This window comes from Nonomuraea sp. NPDC001699 (assembly GCF_053596455.1).
The window spans coordinates 58,873-75,005 of sequence record NZ_JBSFGF010000013.1; the positions used below are offsets into that span (position 1 = coordinate 58,873).

The window sequence follows — 16,133 nt, forward strand, 5'->3', positions numbered from 1 at the left end:
ATGATCACACCACAACACCTGACCGGCTTCCTGATGATGCACGCCGGTTTCCGCGCCGAGTTCGGCCGCCTGGCCGAGGCGTGCGGCGACCCGCGTGACGACGCGCACGAGGAGCTGCTGGAGGAGCAGCTCGCGCTCGTGCTCGACATGCTGCACGCCCACCACTCGCACGAGGACGCCACCCTGTGGCCCAAGCTCGCCGGCCGCGCCCCGGAGGCGGCGCACGCGCTGGCCGAGCTGGAGTCCGAGCACTCCCTGCTCGACCCGCTCATCGAGGCCGCCGCCGACCGCCGGACGCCCCTGGCCGAGCGCGCGCCCACGCTGCGGCGGCTGCACGAGCTCGTCAACGAGCACCTCGACCACGAGGAGCGGACCGCCGTGCCGCTCATGCTCGGCCACCTCACCCCCGCCGACGTCGAGGCCGACAGACGCCGGGCGATGGACGACTTCGGCCGCCGCCGGGTCCCCGTCATCCTCGGCTGGCTCGCCTCCAGCGCGGACGCCGGCCTGCTCGCGGCGTCGTACGCCGACCTGCCGGTGGTGGCCCGGCTGATGTTCCGACTGTTCTGGTGGCCGGCCTACCGGCGGCGCTTCGCCCGCCTGTACGCCGCCCCCGTCCCCGCGATCACGATCCTGGAGCCGTGATGACCGCGTCCGTACCGACATCCGCACCGACCGCGTACGAGGTGGCCGAGATCTTCGACCGCGCCCTGGTCTGCGAGTACGCCTCGCTCACCCGCGACGGCCGGCCCGTCACCTGGCCCGTCACGCCGTACGTCGGCGCGGGCGGCACGTTCGACGTGAGCACCGGGCTCACCTACCCGGACAAGGCCGAGCGCGCCCGCCGCGACCCGCGCGTCGCGCTGCTCTGCTCCGGGGACGGTGGGCCGGACCGGGCGCCCGTCGTCCTCGTGCAGGGCCGGGCGACCGTCCGCGACGCGGACCTGCAGGCCGGCACCGACCGGTACGTCCGCGAGTCGATGGCCAAGACCGGCGCCGGGTTCGCCGGGATGCCGTGGTTCGTGGTGAAGCGGCTGGGATGGTACTTCGCCCGCGTCTGGGTGGAGGTGACCCCCGAGCGGATCGTCCGGTGGCCCGACGGCGACCTGTCCAGGACGCCCGACGTCTGGACGAGCTCGGCGCGGGTCGTGGCGCCCGCCTCCGACCCCGCCCCCACGGGCCCCCGGCTGCCGAGCCGGTCCGCGCCGCCGGTGGACTGGCGGCCCTTCGCCGACCGTGCCGCCCGCCTGGGCGGGCCCGTCGTCACCATGGTCGCCGACGGCCTGCCGCTGGCCGTGCGCACCCGATCGGCCGTACGGACCGGGGACGGCTTCGACCTGCGGCTGCCCGCAGGCGTCCAGGCGGCCGACGGGCCGGTGTGCCTGACCTTCCACCGGCACGGCCCGGCCATGGAGTGGCAGGAGAACGTGGTGCTGGTCGGCAGCGCGGCCGGAGCGGGCGACCGGCTGAGCGTGCGGGTCGAGCGGGCGCTGAACGACTGGAGCCTGCCGGGCGACCGCCGCGAGCGCGGCCGCTCGTTCCTCGGTCAGGGGAGGCTGCTCAGGAAGCGGCTGGCGGCCGAGGCGGCCCGGCGCGGTCAGCCCGTGCCGCGCGTCCGCCGTCCTCGTGCCTGACGCCGGGCGCCGGGGCGATGCGCCGGACCACCACGCCGAGCAGCCAGTCCGCCGGTACGTAGCCGAAGTGCCGCGAGTCGCGTGAGGCGGCGGCGTTGTCGCCGAGCACGACCAGGCATCCGTCGGGCACGACCCGGCCGGGAGCGTCCGGCAAGGAGGCGACCTCAGGGGGGACCGGGTCGCCGGGCACGGCGGTCACGCGCTTGACCACCCGGAACGGCTCGTCCACGGGCTCCCGCGCCGCGACGGGCCTGCCGGACGGCTCCCGGCCGTTCACGGGTCGGCCCGACGGCGCGCGGGGGTCGGTGGTGAGCGCGGCCTCGGCCGCCATCTCCGGCCACATCTCCGTGAGGCTGCCGGCGAGCAGCACCACCTGGCCGCGCCGGACCGCGTCCAGGGACGCCCGCCGGACCAGCACCCGGTCGCCGTCGCGGTAGGACGGTTCCATGCTCACGCCCGCCACCGTGATGACGAGGTAGCGACGGCGCAGCCGGACGGCGATCGCGGCCGACGCCCCGAGCACACACCCCACCGCCGTCAGCAGGGCGAAGGCGGGTCTCAACGGCGTTCCCCTCCACTCATCGCGTCACCGGCTCCACCGGCTCCTCGGCGTAACCGGCCGCCTGAACGGTGAACAGCCGGGCGTACGTGCCCCGGGCGGAGAGCAGGTCGGCGTGCCGCCCCTGCTCGACGACCAGCCCGCCGGACAGGACGACGATGAGGTCGGCGTCCCGGATCGTGCTGAGGCGGTGGGAGATGAGCAGGCTGCTGCGGCCGTCGCGCATCCTCCGCAGCCGCTCGTGCACCTCGTGCTCGGCCTCGGGGTCCAGGCCCGCGTTCGGCTCGTCGAGGATCATCAGGTCCCGGTCCTCGCGGAGGAAGGCCCGCGCGAGCGCCACCCGCTGCCACTGGCCGCCGGACAGCATCACCCCGTTCCCGGGGTCGTCGGCCTCGTCGTCGGCGAAGAACAGCCGGGTCAGCAGCGTCCCGTAGCCCTGGGGCAGGCGGGACAGGGTGCCGTCGATCCCGGCCCGGACGGCCGCGCCGCGGATGCGTTCCAGGTCGCCGAGCGCCGTCAGGTCGCCCATGGCGATGTTGTCGGCCGCGCTGAAGTCGTAGGTCATGAAGTCCTGGAGCACCGCGCCGACGCGGCGGCGCAACTCCTCCACGGGCACGTCGCGCAGGTCCACCCCGTCCCAGAGGATCGCCCCCCGGGTGGGGTCGTAGAACCGGCACAGCAGCTTGACCAGCGTGCTCTTGCCCGCGCCGTTGTGGCCGACCAGTGCCGTCGAGGCGCCATGGGGGAGGAAGAGGGTGACGCCGCGCAGCGCCCACGGATGGTCGTCGCTGTAGCGGAACCAGACGTCGCGCAGTTCGATGCCGTGGCGGAGCGCGGGCAGCGGCGCCGGATCGTCCGGGGCGGGCAGGTCCGGCCCGGCGTCGACGACCGCGACGTAGTGGCCGAACAGGAGCACCTGGTGGTGCGCCCCGGCCATCGACGTGATCAGCCCGCCGAGCGCCCCCTGCAGTCCGGCGACGACGGCCACGAACATCGACACGTCACCCACCGTGACCTGCCCCCGCCCGGCCGCGACGACGACCCACACCAGGCCGCCACCGGCGATGACCGCCGACAGCGCCGCCAGCGCCCCCTGGACGACGACCTCCCGCCGGTCCGTACGCCGCCGGGCGTCGTCGGCGGCGCGCCGCTCGGCGACCAGCCGGCCGCGGAGATAGGCGCCGAGGCCGAACAGCCGGATCTCCTTGGCCGCCGCCGCGCTGGCCAGCAGGTCGCCGTACAACATCTGCCGCCGTTCCATCGGGCCGATCCGCCACATCATCGCGGCGCGCCGCCGGGACAGCTGCAGCTCCAGGACCACCGTGGGGACGGCGGCGGCCAGCACGACGACGGTGAACTCCGCGCTGATCACGGTCAGCGAGCCGAGGAACCCGCCCAGGGTGAGCGCCCCGCGTACCACCTCGAACACCGCGTCGGCGGTCCTGGCCGGTGCGGACGCGCTCTGCTGGGCCAGCCGGAGCCGGTCCTGGAAGTGCGGATCCTCGAACCTGGCCACCCCCACCACCCGTTCGACCGCCGCGAACAGCTCGTCGTGCGCCCGGAGGGCGGCCCTGCGCTCCATCTCGGCCCGCAGGTACTGGGCGACGCGCGGCACGACCCCGAGCGCGACCCCCGCCGCCGCCAGCCCGACCGCGGGCCCCACCAGCCCGGACGGCGAGCCCGGCGCGGACGTCAACCGGTCCAGGACGGTCTTCGTCAGCCAGGCCACCGCGATCGGGACCACCGCGACCGCCGCCGTGCACACCAGGTACGCCAGGCCGTGCAGGGGCGTCGACCGGAACGTCAGCGCCACGGCACGCGTCGCGGTGGCCGCGAACGCGCCGGGGGATGTCCGGGGCTCCCGGCTCACGCAGCCCTCGTGGCCCGCAGCAGGGCGACGTCGGGCGCGGTGGCGAGCAGCGCGCCGGTGCTGTCGACGACGTAGTGCGCGGGGAACCCGTCGACCGCGAAGGCCCGGCTGAGCTCGCCGTCGAACTCCTCGACGGCCACGCGGGCCACCGGCGTGAGCGTGCGGACCATCTCGTCGCTGTCCTCCCGGTCACCGGCGAGGACGGCGAGGACCTGCCGCCGCCCGCCCGGCAGGCCGCGGGCGAACTCGACGAACTCCGGCAGCGTCTCCCGGCACGTCGTGCAGCCGGGGCTGAAGAAGGCGACCAGGGTCTCGCCCGTCAGCAGGTCGCGGGAGACCGGCTCGCCGTCGACGGTGGTGGCAAGGAAGTCGCCGACGCTCCCGCGGACCCTCCCCGGCGAACGGTCACCGTGGGACAGGAGGCTCTGGAGCTGGTCGGTGTGCTCCCGCAGCCGTCTGACCACTCCCAGCGTCAGCACCAGGTCGAAGAGGCACAGCGCCCCCACCAGGATCATCCCGGTGACGAGCATCGACATGACGTTCTCCTTTCGGCACCGGTCCGGCGTTCGCCGCCGGGGACACGAACAGTTCGACCAGGTCGTCCAGCCGGCTGACGAGCACGGCCAGCACCACTCCCGCGCCGCCCGCGACCGCCGTGCCGGCCGGTTGCGACCATGCCTGCGGGTGGGCGGCTCCGCAGGTCAGGGCCACCGCCAGGAGGCCGAGGTTGCGGGCCAGATGGCGTCGTCCCAAGGGGGCCTGGGACGTCCCGAAGCACCGGCAGGACGTGCGCACGCCGCGACGCAGGGCACGGACGATCGCCGCGCTGAACAGGCCGAGCAGGACGGCTGCGGCGGCCGACCCCGCGACGGACGCGAGCGGATGAAGGACCTGTGCGGCGATCAGCACCGGGACGGCCGACTCGGCCACGACGACCACGACCGCGGCCCGGCGGGCGGTCCGCGGTCCCGTGCCGCGCCCCAGCAGGGCGGTGAGAAGGGCGCCGGTCGCCCGGACGAACTCGGCGAAGGCCGTGCGGCCGCGGACCTTGCTCAGTGCCGACATCGCGAAGACGACACCGATCAGACACTGGCCGCCAAAAGCGACAAACTCCACCAGATTTCCTCGATACGGAGATCAAAACGCGCTTGTCCGCCCGGCCGGGCGGACAAGCGCTCAACGGCTAGCAGTAGCTGGAGATGACCGTGCACGCGGAGCAGTTCGTGCCGTGGACGAGGTCGTACAGCCTCTTGCCGTAGACGACCTGGCCGCCCATGGTGCAGCACATGTACCGCCAGGTGCAGCCGGCCGCGGTCGCCGACGCCTCGGCCTTGGGCACGACCCGCTCCAGCAGGCGGTCGCTGATTCTCGTGATCGTCGCGATCATGGTTCCGCTCTCCTTCACCAACTGGTCGTCAGCGAGGCCCGGACTCGCCGTTCCTCGATGGATCACCCCATCCTGAACGGCGGATCTTGCGATTTTGTGGCGGTCGCCGTACCCGGATTCCCGCACCCGGCAGACGTGCTGACCTGGGACGACGGTGGCCCAGCGGCAGAATGCGGCCCCCGGTACGGGAAGGAGTACGGCCGTCGCGCTCACAGGTTCCTGAGGATGACGTCCGGCGTGCCGGGGTCGTCGCCGGTCTCGATGCGGGACCGTTCGCCGGCGCTGATGAGGCGGAGGTCGTGCAGGATCGTCACGGCGTTGCGCCGGCACTCCCGGGCACGGTCCTCCGCCCCGAGCGCACGGTGGACCAGGCCCAGCCCCCACCAGTGGCGGGCCTCCGTGCAGCTGCCGAGGTCGTCGGCCGCGCGGTCGGCGTCCAGCGCCATCCGGAAATAGCGCTCCGACTCCTGGTGGCGGCCCATGCGCCGGTGGGCCTCGGCGATGTAGCCGAGCGCGATGGCCGTACCCACCAGGTCCTCGATCTCGCGGGTGCCGGACAGGGCGTCGCCGAAGGCCGTGACGGCCGCCTCCGGGTCGCCGCTGCGCAGGTAGGTGACCCCGAGGTTGGTGAGCGTGATCGCCTCGCCGTACCGGTTGCCCTGGCCGCTCTCCAGGTCGACCGAGAGGCGGAAGTGGCCGATGGCCTCCGCGAACCGGCCCAGCCTGCTGTGGACCACCCCCAGACGGTCGAGCTGGGCGGCCGCTCCCCGGCGGTTGCCGGTCAGCCGGTGTTGTGAGAGTGACACCTGCAGGTGGACCAGCGCCTCGTCCAACCGGCCGAGGTCGGCCAGCACGTAACCGAGGTCGCCGTGGGTGACCGCCCGGTGATGGGGGTCGCCCAGGCGGTCGGCCGCGGCGGCGCCCATCTCGCTGACCTCCCACAGCTCCCGCCACCGCCCTCGTTCGTACAGCGGGAAGAACAGCGCCGCCGACAGGGCGGTGACCAGGTCGTCGGCGTCCAGCGCCGCCGCGCTGCCGAGCACCGCCGGAAGCTGGGCGGCCTCCGCGTCGACCCACGCGTACACCTCGTGGCGGTCGCGGAAGCCCGGCCCCGCGCCGGGCGTCTCCGGCCCCAGCCTCGTACGCCACACGGCGACGGGGATCACCTGCCTGCTCGCGTCCCTGGCGACGGCCAGCCGGCTGCGCAGCGCGCGCAGGACGGCATGCCGTCGCTCCTCCGGCGGGTCGTGCTCCGCGGCGAGCTCCCGGGCGAAGAGCCGGGTCAGGTCGTGCACGCAATAACGTCCGGGGGCGGCGGTCTGCACCAGATGCGCCTCGGTGAGCTGGTCGAGCAGGTCCTCGGCGGTCGGGACCGGGAGGCCGGCGAGGGCGGCGGCGGTGTCCACGCCGAGCTCGGTGACGCCGAGCAGGCTCATGCACCGGAACATGCGGGCCTGCGCCGGGTCGAGATCCCGGTAGCCGACCATGAGACTGGCCCTGACCGCGCGGTCCTCCAGCTCCAGCTCCGTGAGCCGCCGCCCCTCCTCGGCCAGCCTCTCGGCCAGCGTCCGCCAGGTCCACGCGGGCCGCACCGACAGCCGGGCGGCCGCGATCGAGAGCGCCAGCGGCAGGTAGGCGCACTGCCGGGCGACGGCGTTCTGGGCCTCGATGTCGTCCGGCCCGGTGGAGGGATCGGTGGCGTGGCGGGTCAGCAGGGCGCGGCAGTCCTCCTCGGGCAGCACCTCCAGCTCGTACGGGACGCGGCCCTCCAGCGCGGCGAGCGTCCTGCGGCTGGTCACGATGACGCCGCAGGTCGGGCTCGCCGGGAGGAGCGCGCGTACCTGCCGGACGTCCAGCACGTTGTCGAAGACGAACAGCATGCGGCGACCGGCGGTGCGGGACCGGAACTGGGCGGCGGCCTCGTCCACGTCCGTGGGGACGGCGGCCCGGTCCACGCCGAGCGACCGCAGCAGGCGGCCGAGGGAGCGCAGGGGTTCCAGCGGTTCGAGGTCCGGCGTCGAGCCGTGCAGGTTGAGGTAGAACTGCCCGTCGGGAAAATGGCGGGCGGCCTGCCAGGCGACCTTGACCGCCAGCGCCGACTTGCCGATGCCACCACAGCCGGAGATCAGGATCGGCTGCGGACGCCTGCCGACCACGTCGCGCACGAGCGCGTCGATCAGCCCCGACCGCCCGACGAAACCCGGCACCACGGGGGGCAGCTCGCGAGGAGCGGCGGGCGTGCCGGTGCCCGGCTCCGCCGTCCGGAGCTCCACGGCGTCGCCTGCTCCCTGCCGGAGCACGTGGAGCTGCGCGTCCACGAGTTCCGGGCCCGGGGACACCCCCAGGTCGTCGACCAGTCGCCGGCTGATCCCGCTGAACACCTCCAGCGCGGCGGCCTGCTCGCCGCAGCCGGCCAGCGCGATCATCAGCCGCGCGTGCGCCCGTTCGTGCAGCCGTTCCACCTGCGTGATCGCACGCAGCGGCGACAGGGCGAGCTCGTGCCGGCCGAGAGAGTCGGCCACCTCGGCGAACTCCAGCGCGGCCGTCACCCGCTCGGCGCTCAAGGCGGACACCCTCGGATGGTTGTGCAGCGCCGGGACGTCCAGCAGCGGGCTGTCCCGCCACAGGTCCATCGCCTGCCCGAACGACACCGCGGCCGCGTCGAGCTCGGCCCTGTCGCGATGTTCCCGCGCCTGGCGAACCAGCCGCCGGAACGCCAGGACGTCCACCTCGCCGTCCGTCACGGACAGCTGATAACCGTGCTGACGGCAAATGATGAGTTTCTTGTCCCGGGCCCCGTGATGCAATGTGCGGCGAAGCTTGCTGACATGGCCGTGCACCGCTCGTACATGACCGTCGCCGGCCGCGTCACCCCATAATGCGTCGGCGATGGATTCCATCGGCACGACCTGGTTCGCGGACAACGCGAGCAGTCCGAGAATGCCTCTCTGCCGCTCACCGCCCAACGCGGCCGACGATCCGTGCGTCCGCACTTCGAGCGGGCCCAGTATGCGCAGCCAGACCGCCGACGACGCCGCCGGACCGCCGAGGGGATCGCCCGATCCGGACGTGACCAGCGGAAGGACGTCCGACAGGCGACGCAGGGTCTCGGCGCGCGGACGGCGCGTGCGGCCCTGCTCGACGTCGCGGATCACGGCGACGCTCACCCCGGACCGGGCGGCGAGTTCCTGCTGGGTCAGGCCGGCCTGTTCACGTCGCAGACGCAGTTCGGCACTCAGGTTCTCCATTACTCGTTGCCCTCACCGAAGGATAATGAGTTCCAGAGCGATCCGGCGGCGGCTCGCCCCGAAGAGCTTTACCCGTCCCGTCATGAGGCGCAAGGATTATTCTGTCTTTTCGCGTACGGAGGGAAACGCGCGCACGTCTCACTTTCAATGACGGTTACCGGGTGAGGATGCTGATGCCCAGCATGCGGGCGCCGGTCTCCGTACGCGGGCGATGCGTGCTGCCCGGCGCGAACACGACGTAGCTGCCCGGTCCGAGCCGCCGCCCCCGGTCGACGAACTCGCCCGAGATCACGTAATAGCGTTCCTCGCCCTCGTGCACGTCCACCTCGGGCCATTCGGTCCCCGGGGCGAAGTCGTACATCCAGCCGCGGGCCCACTCGGTGGCGGGCAGGCGCCGCCGGATGATCCCGGGAACGACCTCGACGGGGTCGACCTCGTCGACATGCAGGATCTGTACGTCACTCGTCTCTTGCGTCATGACGCCATCGTCCCGGCGGACGCGGCACCCCGCCCAGTGTCTGGATTGACGTCTGCGGGTATTTTCTTGCCATGAGTGTTCAGCGAGTGGTCGCGCTGGTCCTGCCGCCGCAGTCCACGTTCGAGCTGGCGTGCGCCGCCGAGGTCTTCGGCGTGCGCCGTCCCGGCCTGCCGCCCCGGTACGCGTTCCAGGTGTGCGCCGAACGTCCGGGGGTCGTGCCGACCCTGGCCGGATACGACATGGCGGTCGGCGAGGGCCTGTCGGCGCTGGAGGCCGCCGACACGGTGGTGATCCCCGGCTGGCACCGGCGCGACCACCCGGCTCCGCCCGCGGTGATCGACGCGCTCCGGCGGGCCCACCGGCGAGGCGCCCGCCTCGTCGCGATCTGCTCGGGCGCCTTCCTGCTCGCCGAGACCGGGCTGCTGGATCACCGCAGGGCGACCACTCACTGGCGGCTCGCCGCCGAGCTCGCGGCCCGTTTCCCCGACGTCCGGGTGGAACCCGACACGCTGTACATCGACCTGGGCGACCTCGCGACCAGCGCCGGCACCGCCGCGGGCATCGACCTGTGCCTGCACCTGGCCCGAGCCGACCACGGCGCCGCCTACGCCGCGCACGTCGCCCGCCACATGGTCATGCCGCCGCACCGCGAGGGCGGCCAGCTGCAGTACAGCACCGTGCCCCCTGCCGACCGCCTGCCGGAGTCCCTGGCGCCGGTCCTCGACTGGGCCGGCGAACGGCTGCACGCGCCCCTCACCCTCGACGACCTGGCCGCCCGGGCCAAGGTCTCCCCGCGGACCCTCGCCCGCAGGTTCGCCGAACAGCTCGGTGTCAGCCCCGGACGATGGCTGCTCCAGCAGCGCGTCACGGCGGCGCGCGCCCTGCTGGAGGAGACCGACCTCCCGGTGGAGGCGATCGCGGCCAAGGTCGGCCTGTCCTCGGCCGCCAACCTCCGCAGACGCTTCCACTCCCTGGTGCACACGACGCCCGCCGCCTACCGGCGCTCCTTCGGCGGCCATGAGGAGGGCCCGTCGTCGCGGCCGGGCGGCACGCCACCGCCGGAACCGGCCGCCCGTCAGGGGCGCACGTAGCGCCGGAACGTGACTCCCGAGGCCAGGGCACGGTGCTCGACCAGGCGCAGCCGCAGGTTCTCCCGTACGGGCAGGTACGGCCTGCCGCCCCCGACCATCACCGGGAACGCGTACATCCAGAACTCGTCGACCAGGTCCAGCAGGGAGACGGCCAGCTCGGGGCCGCCGAGCTGGAGGGGGCCGTCGATCTCCCGCTTCAGGCGCGTCACCACGGACGCGGCGTCCTCGCGCCGGACGATCGTGACCCCGTCGCGCACGGTCTGGAGGGTGTCGGAGAAGACGTACCGCGGCGTCTTCCTGTAGAGCTCGGCGAACTCCCGCTCGACGGCCGGGGCGCCGTCGCCGCCGAGGTCCTGCGTCCAGGGCTGTTCCATCGCCTCGTACAGCCGCCGCCCGAACAGGAACGCGCCGGTCCGGCGGACATGGTCGTTCGCCTCCTGGCGGAAGTCCTCGGGCGGGTCCATGAAGGCCATGTCGCCGTCGGAATCGGCGATGTAGCCGTCGATCGAGGTGTTCATCCAGTAGAAGACCTGGCCCATGAAACTCCTCCTTGGTCGTAGGGGTCGTCCGGGGTGAGGACCCGGCGGGGCGCCGAAACTCATCGCGGCCGGGTGCCTGGGATGCCGCCCTGTCCGGCGGGAACCGTCAGGCGCCGGGCTCGTCCTGCCAGGGGACCGAGGAACGCGACCAGGTCATCGACATCCTCGGGCGCGAACCTGACGAACACTGCGGTCATGATCCAGACTTGTATCAGAACCTGAGGGGGCCGTGAGCGTCGCGCAGGTCATCCGCCCTGCGTCGCCTGACGGGCGGCCTCCGCGGTGACGCGGTCGATGGCCCGGGCGGCGACGTCGGGCTGGTCGACGTAGATGTAGTGCCCGCTGTCCGCGGCCGTGCTGAGCCTGCCGCGGCTGGACAGGGCGAGCCACTTGCGCTGGCCCGCGGCCCACGCCCGCTCCAGGCGCGGCCCGTACTCGGGCAGGGCCTCCAGGTACGGCTTGCCGTGCCGGACGACCTCGACGGGGATGTCGCCGGCGGAGCGGACCTCGCCGTCGGCGACGACGAGCTTCTCCGGGTTCCGCCCCTGGAAGATCGCCAGGTTCTGCGCGCGCAGCTCGCCCGCCGGGCCCTCGGCGGTCTGGGGGATCGCCTTCTCGATGTCGTTCGTCATGGTGGGCGGGGTGGCGTCCAACAGGACCAGCCCCTTGACCCGGTCCTGGTGGTCGGGGGCGTACCTGGCGGCGATCAGGCCACCCAGCGAGTGACCGGCCAGGACGACCGGATGGTCACCGGCGACGCGGTCGAGCACCCCGGTCAGGATCCGGCCGGTGCCGGCGAAGTCCTGCGGGCCGTCCGGCTGGTCGCTCGCGCCCGCGCCGAGCCGGTCGTAGGAGCAGACCCGGTTCTTCGCGCTCAGCGCCTTCTGCAGGGCGGCCATCTTGTCCAGCCCGTCGCCTCCGCCGTGCAGCAGGACGACGACCGGCCTGTCCTTCGCCGGCTCGCCCGAACAGGACACGTTCACCGACCGGCCCGCCACGGTGATCTTCTCGGTGCCGGAGATCGCAGCGGCCCCGGAGGTCGGTGAGGAGGGGGCGAAGGGGTCCCAGTTGTCCATCGCGTCGCCGTCGCAACCGGCGACCCCCGCCCCGAGCCCCACGCAGCACAGCACGGCCACAACGGGTGTCTTGATCTTGCCGAGCACGAGGTCCTCCAGTGAGCGTCGACGCCGGGGTGATGCGCACGGCGGGCGCGAGCGGAAGAACGCGACCGGAACGCCGTGGCTGCGCCCGCAACGCTACGGACCGGGCGGTGTCTGGATCTTCACCGCACGGTGGACATTCACCGGTAGCTCGCACGGGGGACAAGCACGGCCCGCGGGAAGGGCCGCCGTCCCCCGTACGAGCTACCCGAGAGTGTCCACCGCACGGGGACGATTCCAGGCCGCCGCGTCTCTAGCGTTTCCGGCATCGCGGCGGCCTCCGCCGTGGAGCCGTCCGTCAGGTGAGGGAGTCGTCATGCGGTTGTTGAAACAGCTCGTGCCCGTCGCGGTGGTCGCCTTCGCCGGCGGCGCGGTCGTGGGCGCGGTACAGGGGAGCCCGCCGCTCACCCTGCTCCTCGGCCTGGGGACGGCCGCCCTGGCGCTGTTCGTGTACGCCCGCGTGGTGCGGTGGTCCGAGCGGCGCGCGCCGGCGGAGGTGGCGACGCGCGGCGCGGCCCGCGCCCTCGCACGGGGGACGCTGCTCGGCGTCGCGCTGTTCGCGGCCGTCATCCTGAACCTCGCTCTCGTCGGCGGCTACCGCGTCGACGGCCTGGGCTCGCCGGCGGGCGCGGCCGGGCTGTTCGGCTTCATGGCCGCCGCCGCGGTCTCGGAGGAGCTGCTGTTCCGCGGCATCCTGTTCCGGATCGCCGAGGAACGCATGGGGACGTGGCTCGCGCTCGTGCTGACCGGCCTGCTGTTCGGCCTGTCGCACGTGTTCAACCCGCACGCCGACCTGTGGGGCGCGATCGCCGTCGCGATCGAGGCGGGCGGCATGCTCGCCGCCGCCTACGCCGCCACCCGTACCCTGTGGGTGCCGATCGGCGTGCACTTCGGCTGGAACTTCGCGGCGGCCGGCATCTTCAGCGCCGAGGTCTCGGGCAACGGCGCGACGCAGGGGTTGCTGCACGGTGTGACGTCGGGCCCGGCCCTGCTCACGGGCGGCGCGTTCGGTCCGGAGGCGAGCCCGTACGCGGTCGTGGCCGGTCTGCTGCTGATGGCCGGGTTCATGTGGCTGGCCCGCCGCCGTGGCACCGTGGTCCCGTTCCGGCGCGGCACGAGCGCTACGCTCGCCCGGTGATCGATCTGCGGCGTGCCACGGACCTGTGGCGGCGGTGCGACGTCGTGGTCCGGGACCTGCTGTTCGGGCTGCTGCTGGCCGTCGCGTCCCTCCTGCCGGCGCTCCACGGCAAGGGGACGCAGGTCGGCGACCTGCCGGCCCGCCCGTTCGACGCGTTGGCGTACGCGGTGATCGCCCTGGAGTGCCTTCCGCTCGCCGTCCGCCGGCGGTGGCCGGCCGTGTGCCTGGCCCTGGTGTCGCTCGGCTTCGTCCTCGACCAGCTCCGCGCCTACCACCTGTTCGCGAGCAACGTGCTGCCCATCGCGCTCATCAGCGCGGGCGCCCATCTGGAGCGCCACCGGCGCGTCACCGTGGTCCTGCTGTCGGTGGTGTACGTGCCGCTCGCGCTCGCCCTCGACCGGCTCGGCGCGACCGAGCGGGTGGAGGGGTACGTGGTGTTCTACCTGGCCCTGGTCCTCGCCTGGGGCATCGGCGCGTGGCTGCGTTCCACCCGCGCCGCCGAGGCGGAACGCCGCCGCCACCTCGCCGAGGCCACCCGCGCCGCCGAACGCACCCGGATCGCCCGCGAGCTGCACGACGTCGTGACGCATCACGTGACGGCGATGGTGGTGCAGGCCGAGGCCGCCCGGTACCTGACCGCCGTCCCCGAGCGTCTCGACGCGACGCTGAGCGCCGTCACCGACACCGGCCGGCGGGCCATCGCCGACCTGCGGCACATGCTCGACCTGCTCAAGGCCGACCATGACACCGACGTCGGCCTGCCGTCCGCCGCCGAGCTCCACACCCTCGTGGAGCAGACCCGCCGGGCCGGGCAGCCGGTGGAGTTCGCCGAGGCGGGCAGCCGGGCGGAATCGGCGGGCAGCGCCGAGTTCGTCACCTATAGGGTCGTGCAGGAAGCCCTGACGAACGCCCTCAAATATGCCCACGGCAGCCCGACCGTGGTTCAGGTGCGCTACGGCGAGAAGGAGATCAGCGTGGTGGTCGGCACCGACGGCCCCGGCTCCGGGGCCGCCTCCCCCGGGGGGAGCGGGCGGGGCCTGGCCGGGCTCCGCGAGCGGGTGGAGGCCCTGGGCGGCGAGTTCGGCGCCGACCGGCAGGCGGGCGGCGGCTTCGTGGTACGGGCCCGCATCCCCGCGGGCGGCCCGTCGTGAGCGCGCCCGTCCGGGTGCTGGTCTGCGACGACCAGGCGCTGATCCGCACCGGCTTCGCGACGATCATCGACGCGCAGCCGGACCTGGAGGTGGTGGGGGAGTGCGCCGACGGCCGCGCCGCGGTGGACCTCGCCCGCCGGCTGAGCCCCGACATCGTCGTCATGGACGTGCGCATGCCGGTGCTCGGCGGCATCGAGGCCACCCGCCTGCTGGCCGGCGCGGGGGTCGAGAACCCGGTCAAGGTGCTCGTGGTGACGACGTTCAACCTCGACGAGTACGTCTACGAGGCGCTGCGCGCGGGGGCCAGCGGCTTCCTGCTCAAGGACGCCCCGCCGGCGCAGCTGCTGCAGGGCATCCGCACCGTCGCCTCGGGCGCGGCGCTGCTGGCCCCCGAGGTGACGCGGCAGCTCGTCGGCCGGTACGCGGCCCGCATCCGCCCCGCCCCGGCCGCGTCCGAGGAGACCGTGCTGACCCCGCGCGAGCTGGAGGTGCTGCGGCTCATCGCCGACGGCCGATCCAACAGCGAGATCGCCGCCACGCTGGTGATCAGCCAGGAGACCGTCAAGACGTACGTGTCGCGCATCCTGACCAAGCTCGACCTGCGCGACCGCGTCCAGGCGGTGGTCTACGCCTACCGCAGGGGCCTGGTGACCTGAGGGGCGACGCGCAGGACCCCAAGCCACGGGGTAGGGCAGGCCCTACCGCAACAAACCGGTCCACGTGACTGATCTTGGAAGCGGAACGCCCAAGGATGGGGACATCGCCACCCACTGAGGAGATGTCCCCGATGCGTAAGTACTTTGCCGCCGCAGCCGCCGCAGCCGTTCTGGTCGGCGCGGCCTCGCCCGCCATGGCCGCCTCCGACCGGAGCGCGCAGCGGGAGATCGACCGGCTGACCCGGCAGGACGGCCTGGCCGGAGCCGTGGTCTCCGTGCGCGAACGCGACGGCCGCACGACCACCTGGACCTCCGGCACCGCCGAGCGCGGCACCGGCAGGCCGATGGTCGGCGGCGACGGGCGTTTCCGCGCGGCCAGTGTGACCAAGCCGGTGATCGCCGTGACGGTGATGCGCTTGGTCGCCGACGGCAAGGTGAACCTGGACGAACAGGTCGAGCACTACCTGCCCGGCTCGCTGCGCGGCGCCCGTGTCACCGTCCGCCAGTTGCTCCAGCACACCAGTGGCCTGCCCGAGTACTTCGACCTGGTCGACTGGACCAAGCCCGCCACCCCCGCCGATCACCTCGCGCTCGCCCTCACCCGCCCCCTCACCGGCAGGCCGGGCGGTCAGTGGTCCTACTCCAACACCAACTACCTGGTCGCAGGCATGATCGTCGAGAAGGTGACCGGCAAGGACTTCCGCCGGGTGACCGAAGAGGGAGTCCTCAAGGGGCTGCCGGGCACGTACTGGCCCAAGCAGGGCGAGCTCGACCTCCGCGGGCGGCACGCCCACACCTACGGCATCGACCCCACCTCCCCCGGAAAGGGCGAGACGGACATGACCCGCCTTCCAGGCCACGCCTTCGGCGCCGGCGGCGGCCTGGTCTCCACGCCTGAGGACCTCAACCGGTTCTGGCAGGCCGTCCCCGAGCGCACGCTGCGCGGCATGCTCACGGGCGCGGTCCCCGCCTCCGACCCCAAGGGCAGCCGGTACGGGCTCGGCGTGTACGCGTACCCGCTGAGCTGCGGGCCGGTCTGGATGCACGACGGCGGGCTGCCGGGAGTCCGCGTCCTCAGCGGCCGCGACCGCAAGGGCCGGGCCGCCACCGTCTACGTCACCGGCACCCCGAAGGACGACAAGCACCTGTTCGCCGCCCTCGACGCCGCCCTGTGCCAGTAGCCCACGCCTCGCCCGCCGCCGGGCCGACTCGTGGGGGACGG

At 73.5% G+C, this 16,133-nt stretch carries 15 protein-coding genes and 1 pseudogene; 7 read left to right on the forward strand and 9 right to left on the reverse strand.

Annotation, left to right across the window (positions count from 1 at the left end):
- Complete coding sequence (locus tag ACWCSU_RS32865) at positions 1–645, forward strand: hemerythrin domain-containing protein (protein WP_357701686.1); 645 nt, start codon at positions 1–3, stop codon at positions 643–645.
- A complete protein-coding gene (locus ACWCSU_RS32870; protein WP_449940151.1) occupies positions 645–1,634 on the forward strand; it encodes a hypothetical protein in 990 nt (329 codons plus the stop codon). The genes ACWCSU_RS32865 and ACWCSU_RS32870 overlap by 1 nt, the downstream gene beginning before the upstream one ends.
- Here the strand turns inward: ACWCSU_RS32870 and ACWCSU_RS32875 are convergent.
- From ACWCSU_RS32875 to ACWCSU_RS32905, 7 genes and pseudogenes are all read right to left on the reverse strand, one after another.
- Positions 1,561–2,196 (reverse strand): S26 family signal peptidase, encoded by a 636-nt coding sequence (locus ACWCSU_RS32875; RefSeq protein ID WP_449940152.1) that lies wholly within the window; start codon positions 2,194–2,196, stop codon positions 1,561–1,563. The genes ACWCSU_RS32870 and ACWCSU_RS32875 overlap by 74 nt on opposite strands.
- A gap of 16 nt (positions 2,197–2,212) precedes the next feature.
- Positions 2,213–4,063 (reverse strand): ABC transporter ATP-binding protein, encoded by a 1,851-nt coding sequence (locus ACWCSU_RS32880; RefSeq protein ID WP_449940154.1) that lies wholly within the window; start codon positions 4,061–4,063, stop codon positions 2,213–2,215.
- Positions 4,060–4,599, reverse strand: a complete 540-nt coding sequence (locus ACWCSU_RS32885; RefSeq protein WP_364092883.1) for a TlpA disulfide reductase family protein — start codon at positions 4,597–4,599, stop codon at positions 4,060–4,062. The genes ACWCSU_RS32880 and ACWCSU_RS32885 overlap by 4 nt, the downstream gene beginning before the upstream one ends.
- 220 nt (positions 4,600–4,819) lie before the next feature.
- Positions 4,820–5,128: pseudogene (locus ACWCSU_RS32890) on the reverse strand (MauE/DoxX family redox-associated membrane protein); the annotation flags it as partial.
- A 118-nt stretch (positions 5,129–5,246) separates the two neighbouring features.
- Positions 5,247–5,450: a hypothetical protein gene (locus ACWCSU_RS32895; RefSeq protein ID WP_357701696.1), complete on the reverse strand. Its 204-nt coding sequence runs from the start codon at positions 5,448–5,450 to the stop codon at positions 5,247–5,249.
- A gap of 209 nt (positions 5,451–5,659) precedes the next feature.
- Positions 5,660–8,698 (reverse strand): BTAD domain-containing putative transcriptional regulator, encoded by a 3,039-nt coding sequence (locus ACWCSU_RS32900; RefSeq protein WP_449940156.1) that lies wholly within the window; start codon positions 8,696–8,698, stop codon positions 5,660–5,662.
- Between the two features lie 154 nt (positions 8,699–8,852).
- Positions 8,853–9,176, reverse strand: coding sequence for a cupin domain-containing protein (locus ACWCSU_RS32905; protein ID WP_449940157.1), 324 nt, complete (start codon positions 9,174–9,176; stop codon positions 8,853–8,855).
- 71 nt (positions 9,177–9,247) lie between these two features.
- On the opposite strand from ACWCSU_RS32905, the gene ACWCSU_RS32910 reads away from it, so the two are divergent.
- Entirely contained in the window at positions 9,248–10,267 is a 1,020-nt protein-coding gene (locus ACWCSU_RS32910) for a helix-turn-helix domain-containing protein (RefSeq protein ID WP_449940159.1), read from the forward strand.
- On the opposite strand, the gene ACWCSU_RS32915 is transcribed toward ACWCSU_RS32910, so the two are convergent.
- Entirely contained in the window at positions 10,252–10,806 is a 555-nt protein-coding gene (locus ACWCSU_RS32915) for a dihydrofolate reductase family protein (RefSeq protein ID WP_449940160.1), read from the reverse strand. The two genes, ACWCSU_RS32910 and ACWCSU_RS32915, sit on opposite strands and share 16 nt — an antisense overlap.
- A 245-nt stretch (positions 10,807–11,051) precedes the next feature.
- A complete protein-coding gene (locus ACWCSU_RS32920) occupies positions 11,052–11,969 on the reverse strand; it encodes an alpha/beta fold hydrolase (protein WP_449940162.1) in 918 nt (305 codons plus the stop codon).
- A gap of 313 nt (positions 11,970–12,282) precedes the next feature.
- Here ACWCSU_RS32920 and ACWCSU_RS32925 point away from each other — a divergent pair, with 313 nt between their 5' ends.
- The 4 genes from ACWCSU_RS32925 to ACWCSU_RS32940 all read left to right on the forward strand — a co-directional run bounded on the left by ACWCSU_RS32925 (position 12,283) and on the right by ACWCSU_RS32940 (position 16,092).
- Positions 12,283–13,104 (forward strand): CPBP family intramembrane glutamic endopeptidase, encoded by an 822-nt coding sequence (locus ACWCSU_RS32925; protein ID WP_357701706.1) that lies wholly within the window; start codon positions 12,283–12,285, stop codon positions 13,102–13,104.
- Positions 13,101–14,255 carry a sensor histidine kinase gene (locus tag ACWCSU_RS32930; RefSeq protein ID WP_449940165.1) on the forward strand — a complete coding sequence of 385 codons (1,155 nt, stop codon included), beginning with the start codon at positions 13,101–13,103 and terminating at the stop codon, positions 14,253–14,255. Before ACWCSU_RS32925 ends, ACWCSU_RS32930 begins: the two co-directional genes overlap by 4 nt.
- On the forward strand, positions 14,252–14,911 hold the full coding sequence (locus ACWCSU_RS32935; protein WP_449940166.1) for a response regulator: 660 nt from the start codon (positions 14,252–14,254) through the stop codon (positions 14,909–14,911). The genes ACWCSU_RS32930 and ACWCSU_RS32935 overlap by 4 nt, the downstream gene beginning before the upstream one ends.
- A 131-nt stretch (positions 14,912–15,042) precedes the next feature.
- Positions 15,043–16,092 (forward strand): serine hydrolase domain-containing protein, encoded by a 1,050-nt coding sequence (locus ACWCSU_RS32940; RefSeq protein ID WP_449940167.1) that lies wholly within the window; start codon positions 15,043–15,045, stop codon positions 16,090–16,092.
- Positions 16,093–16,133 lie beyond the last annotated feature (41 nt).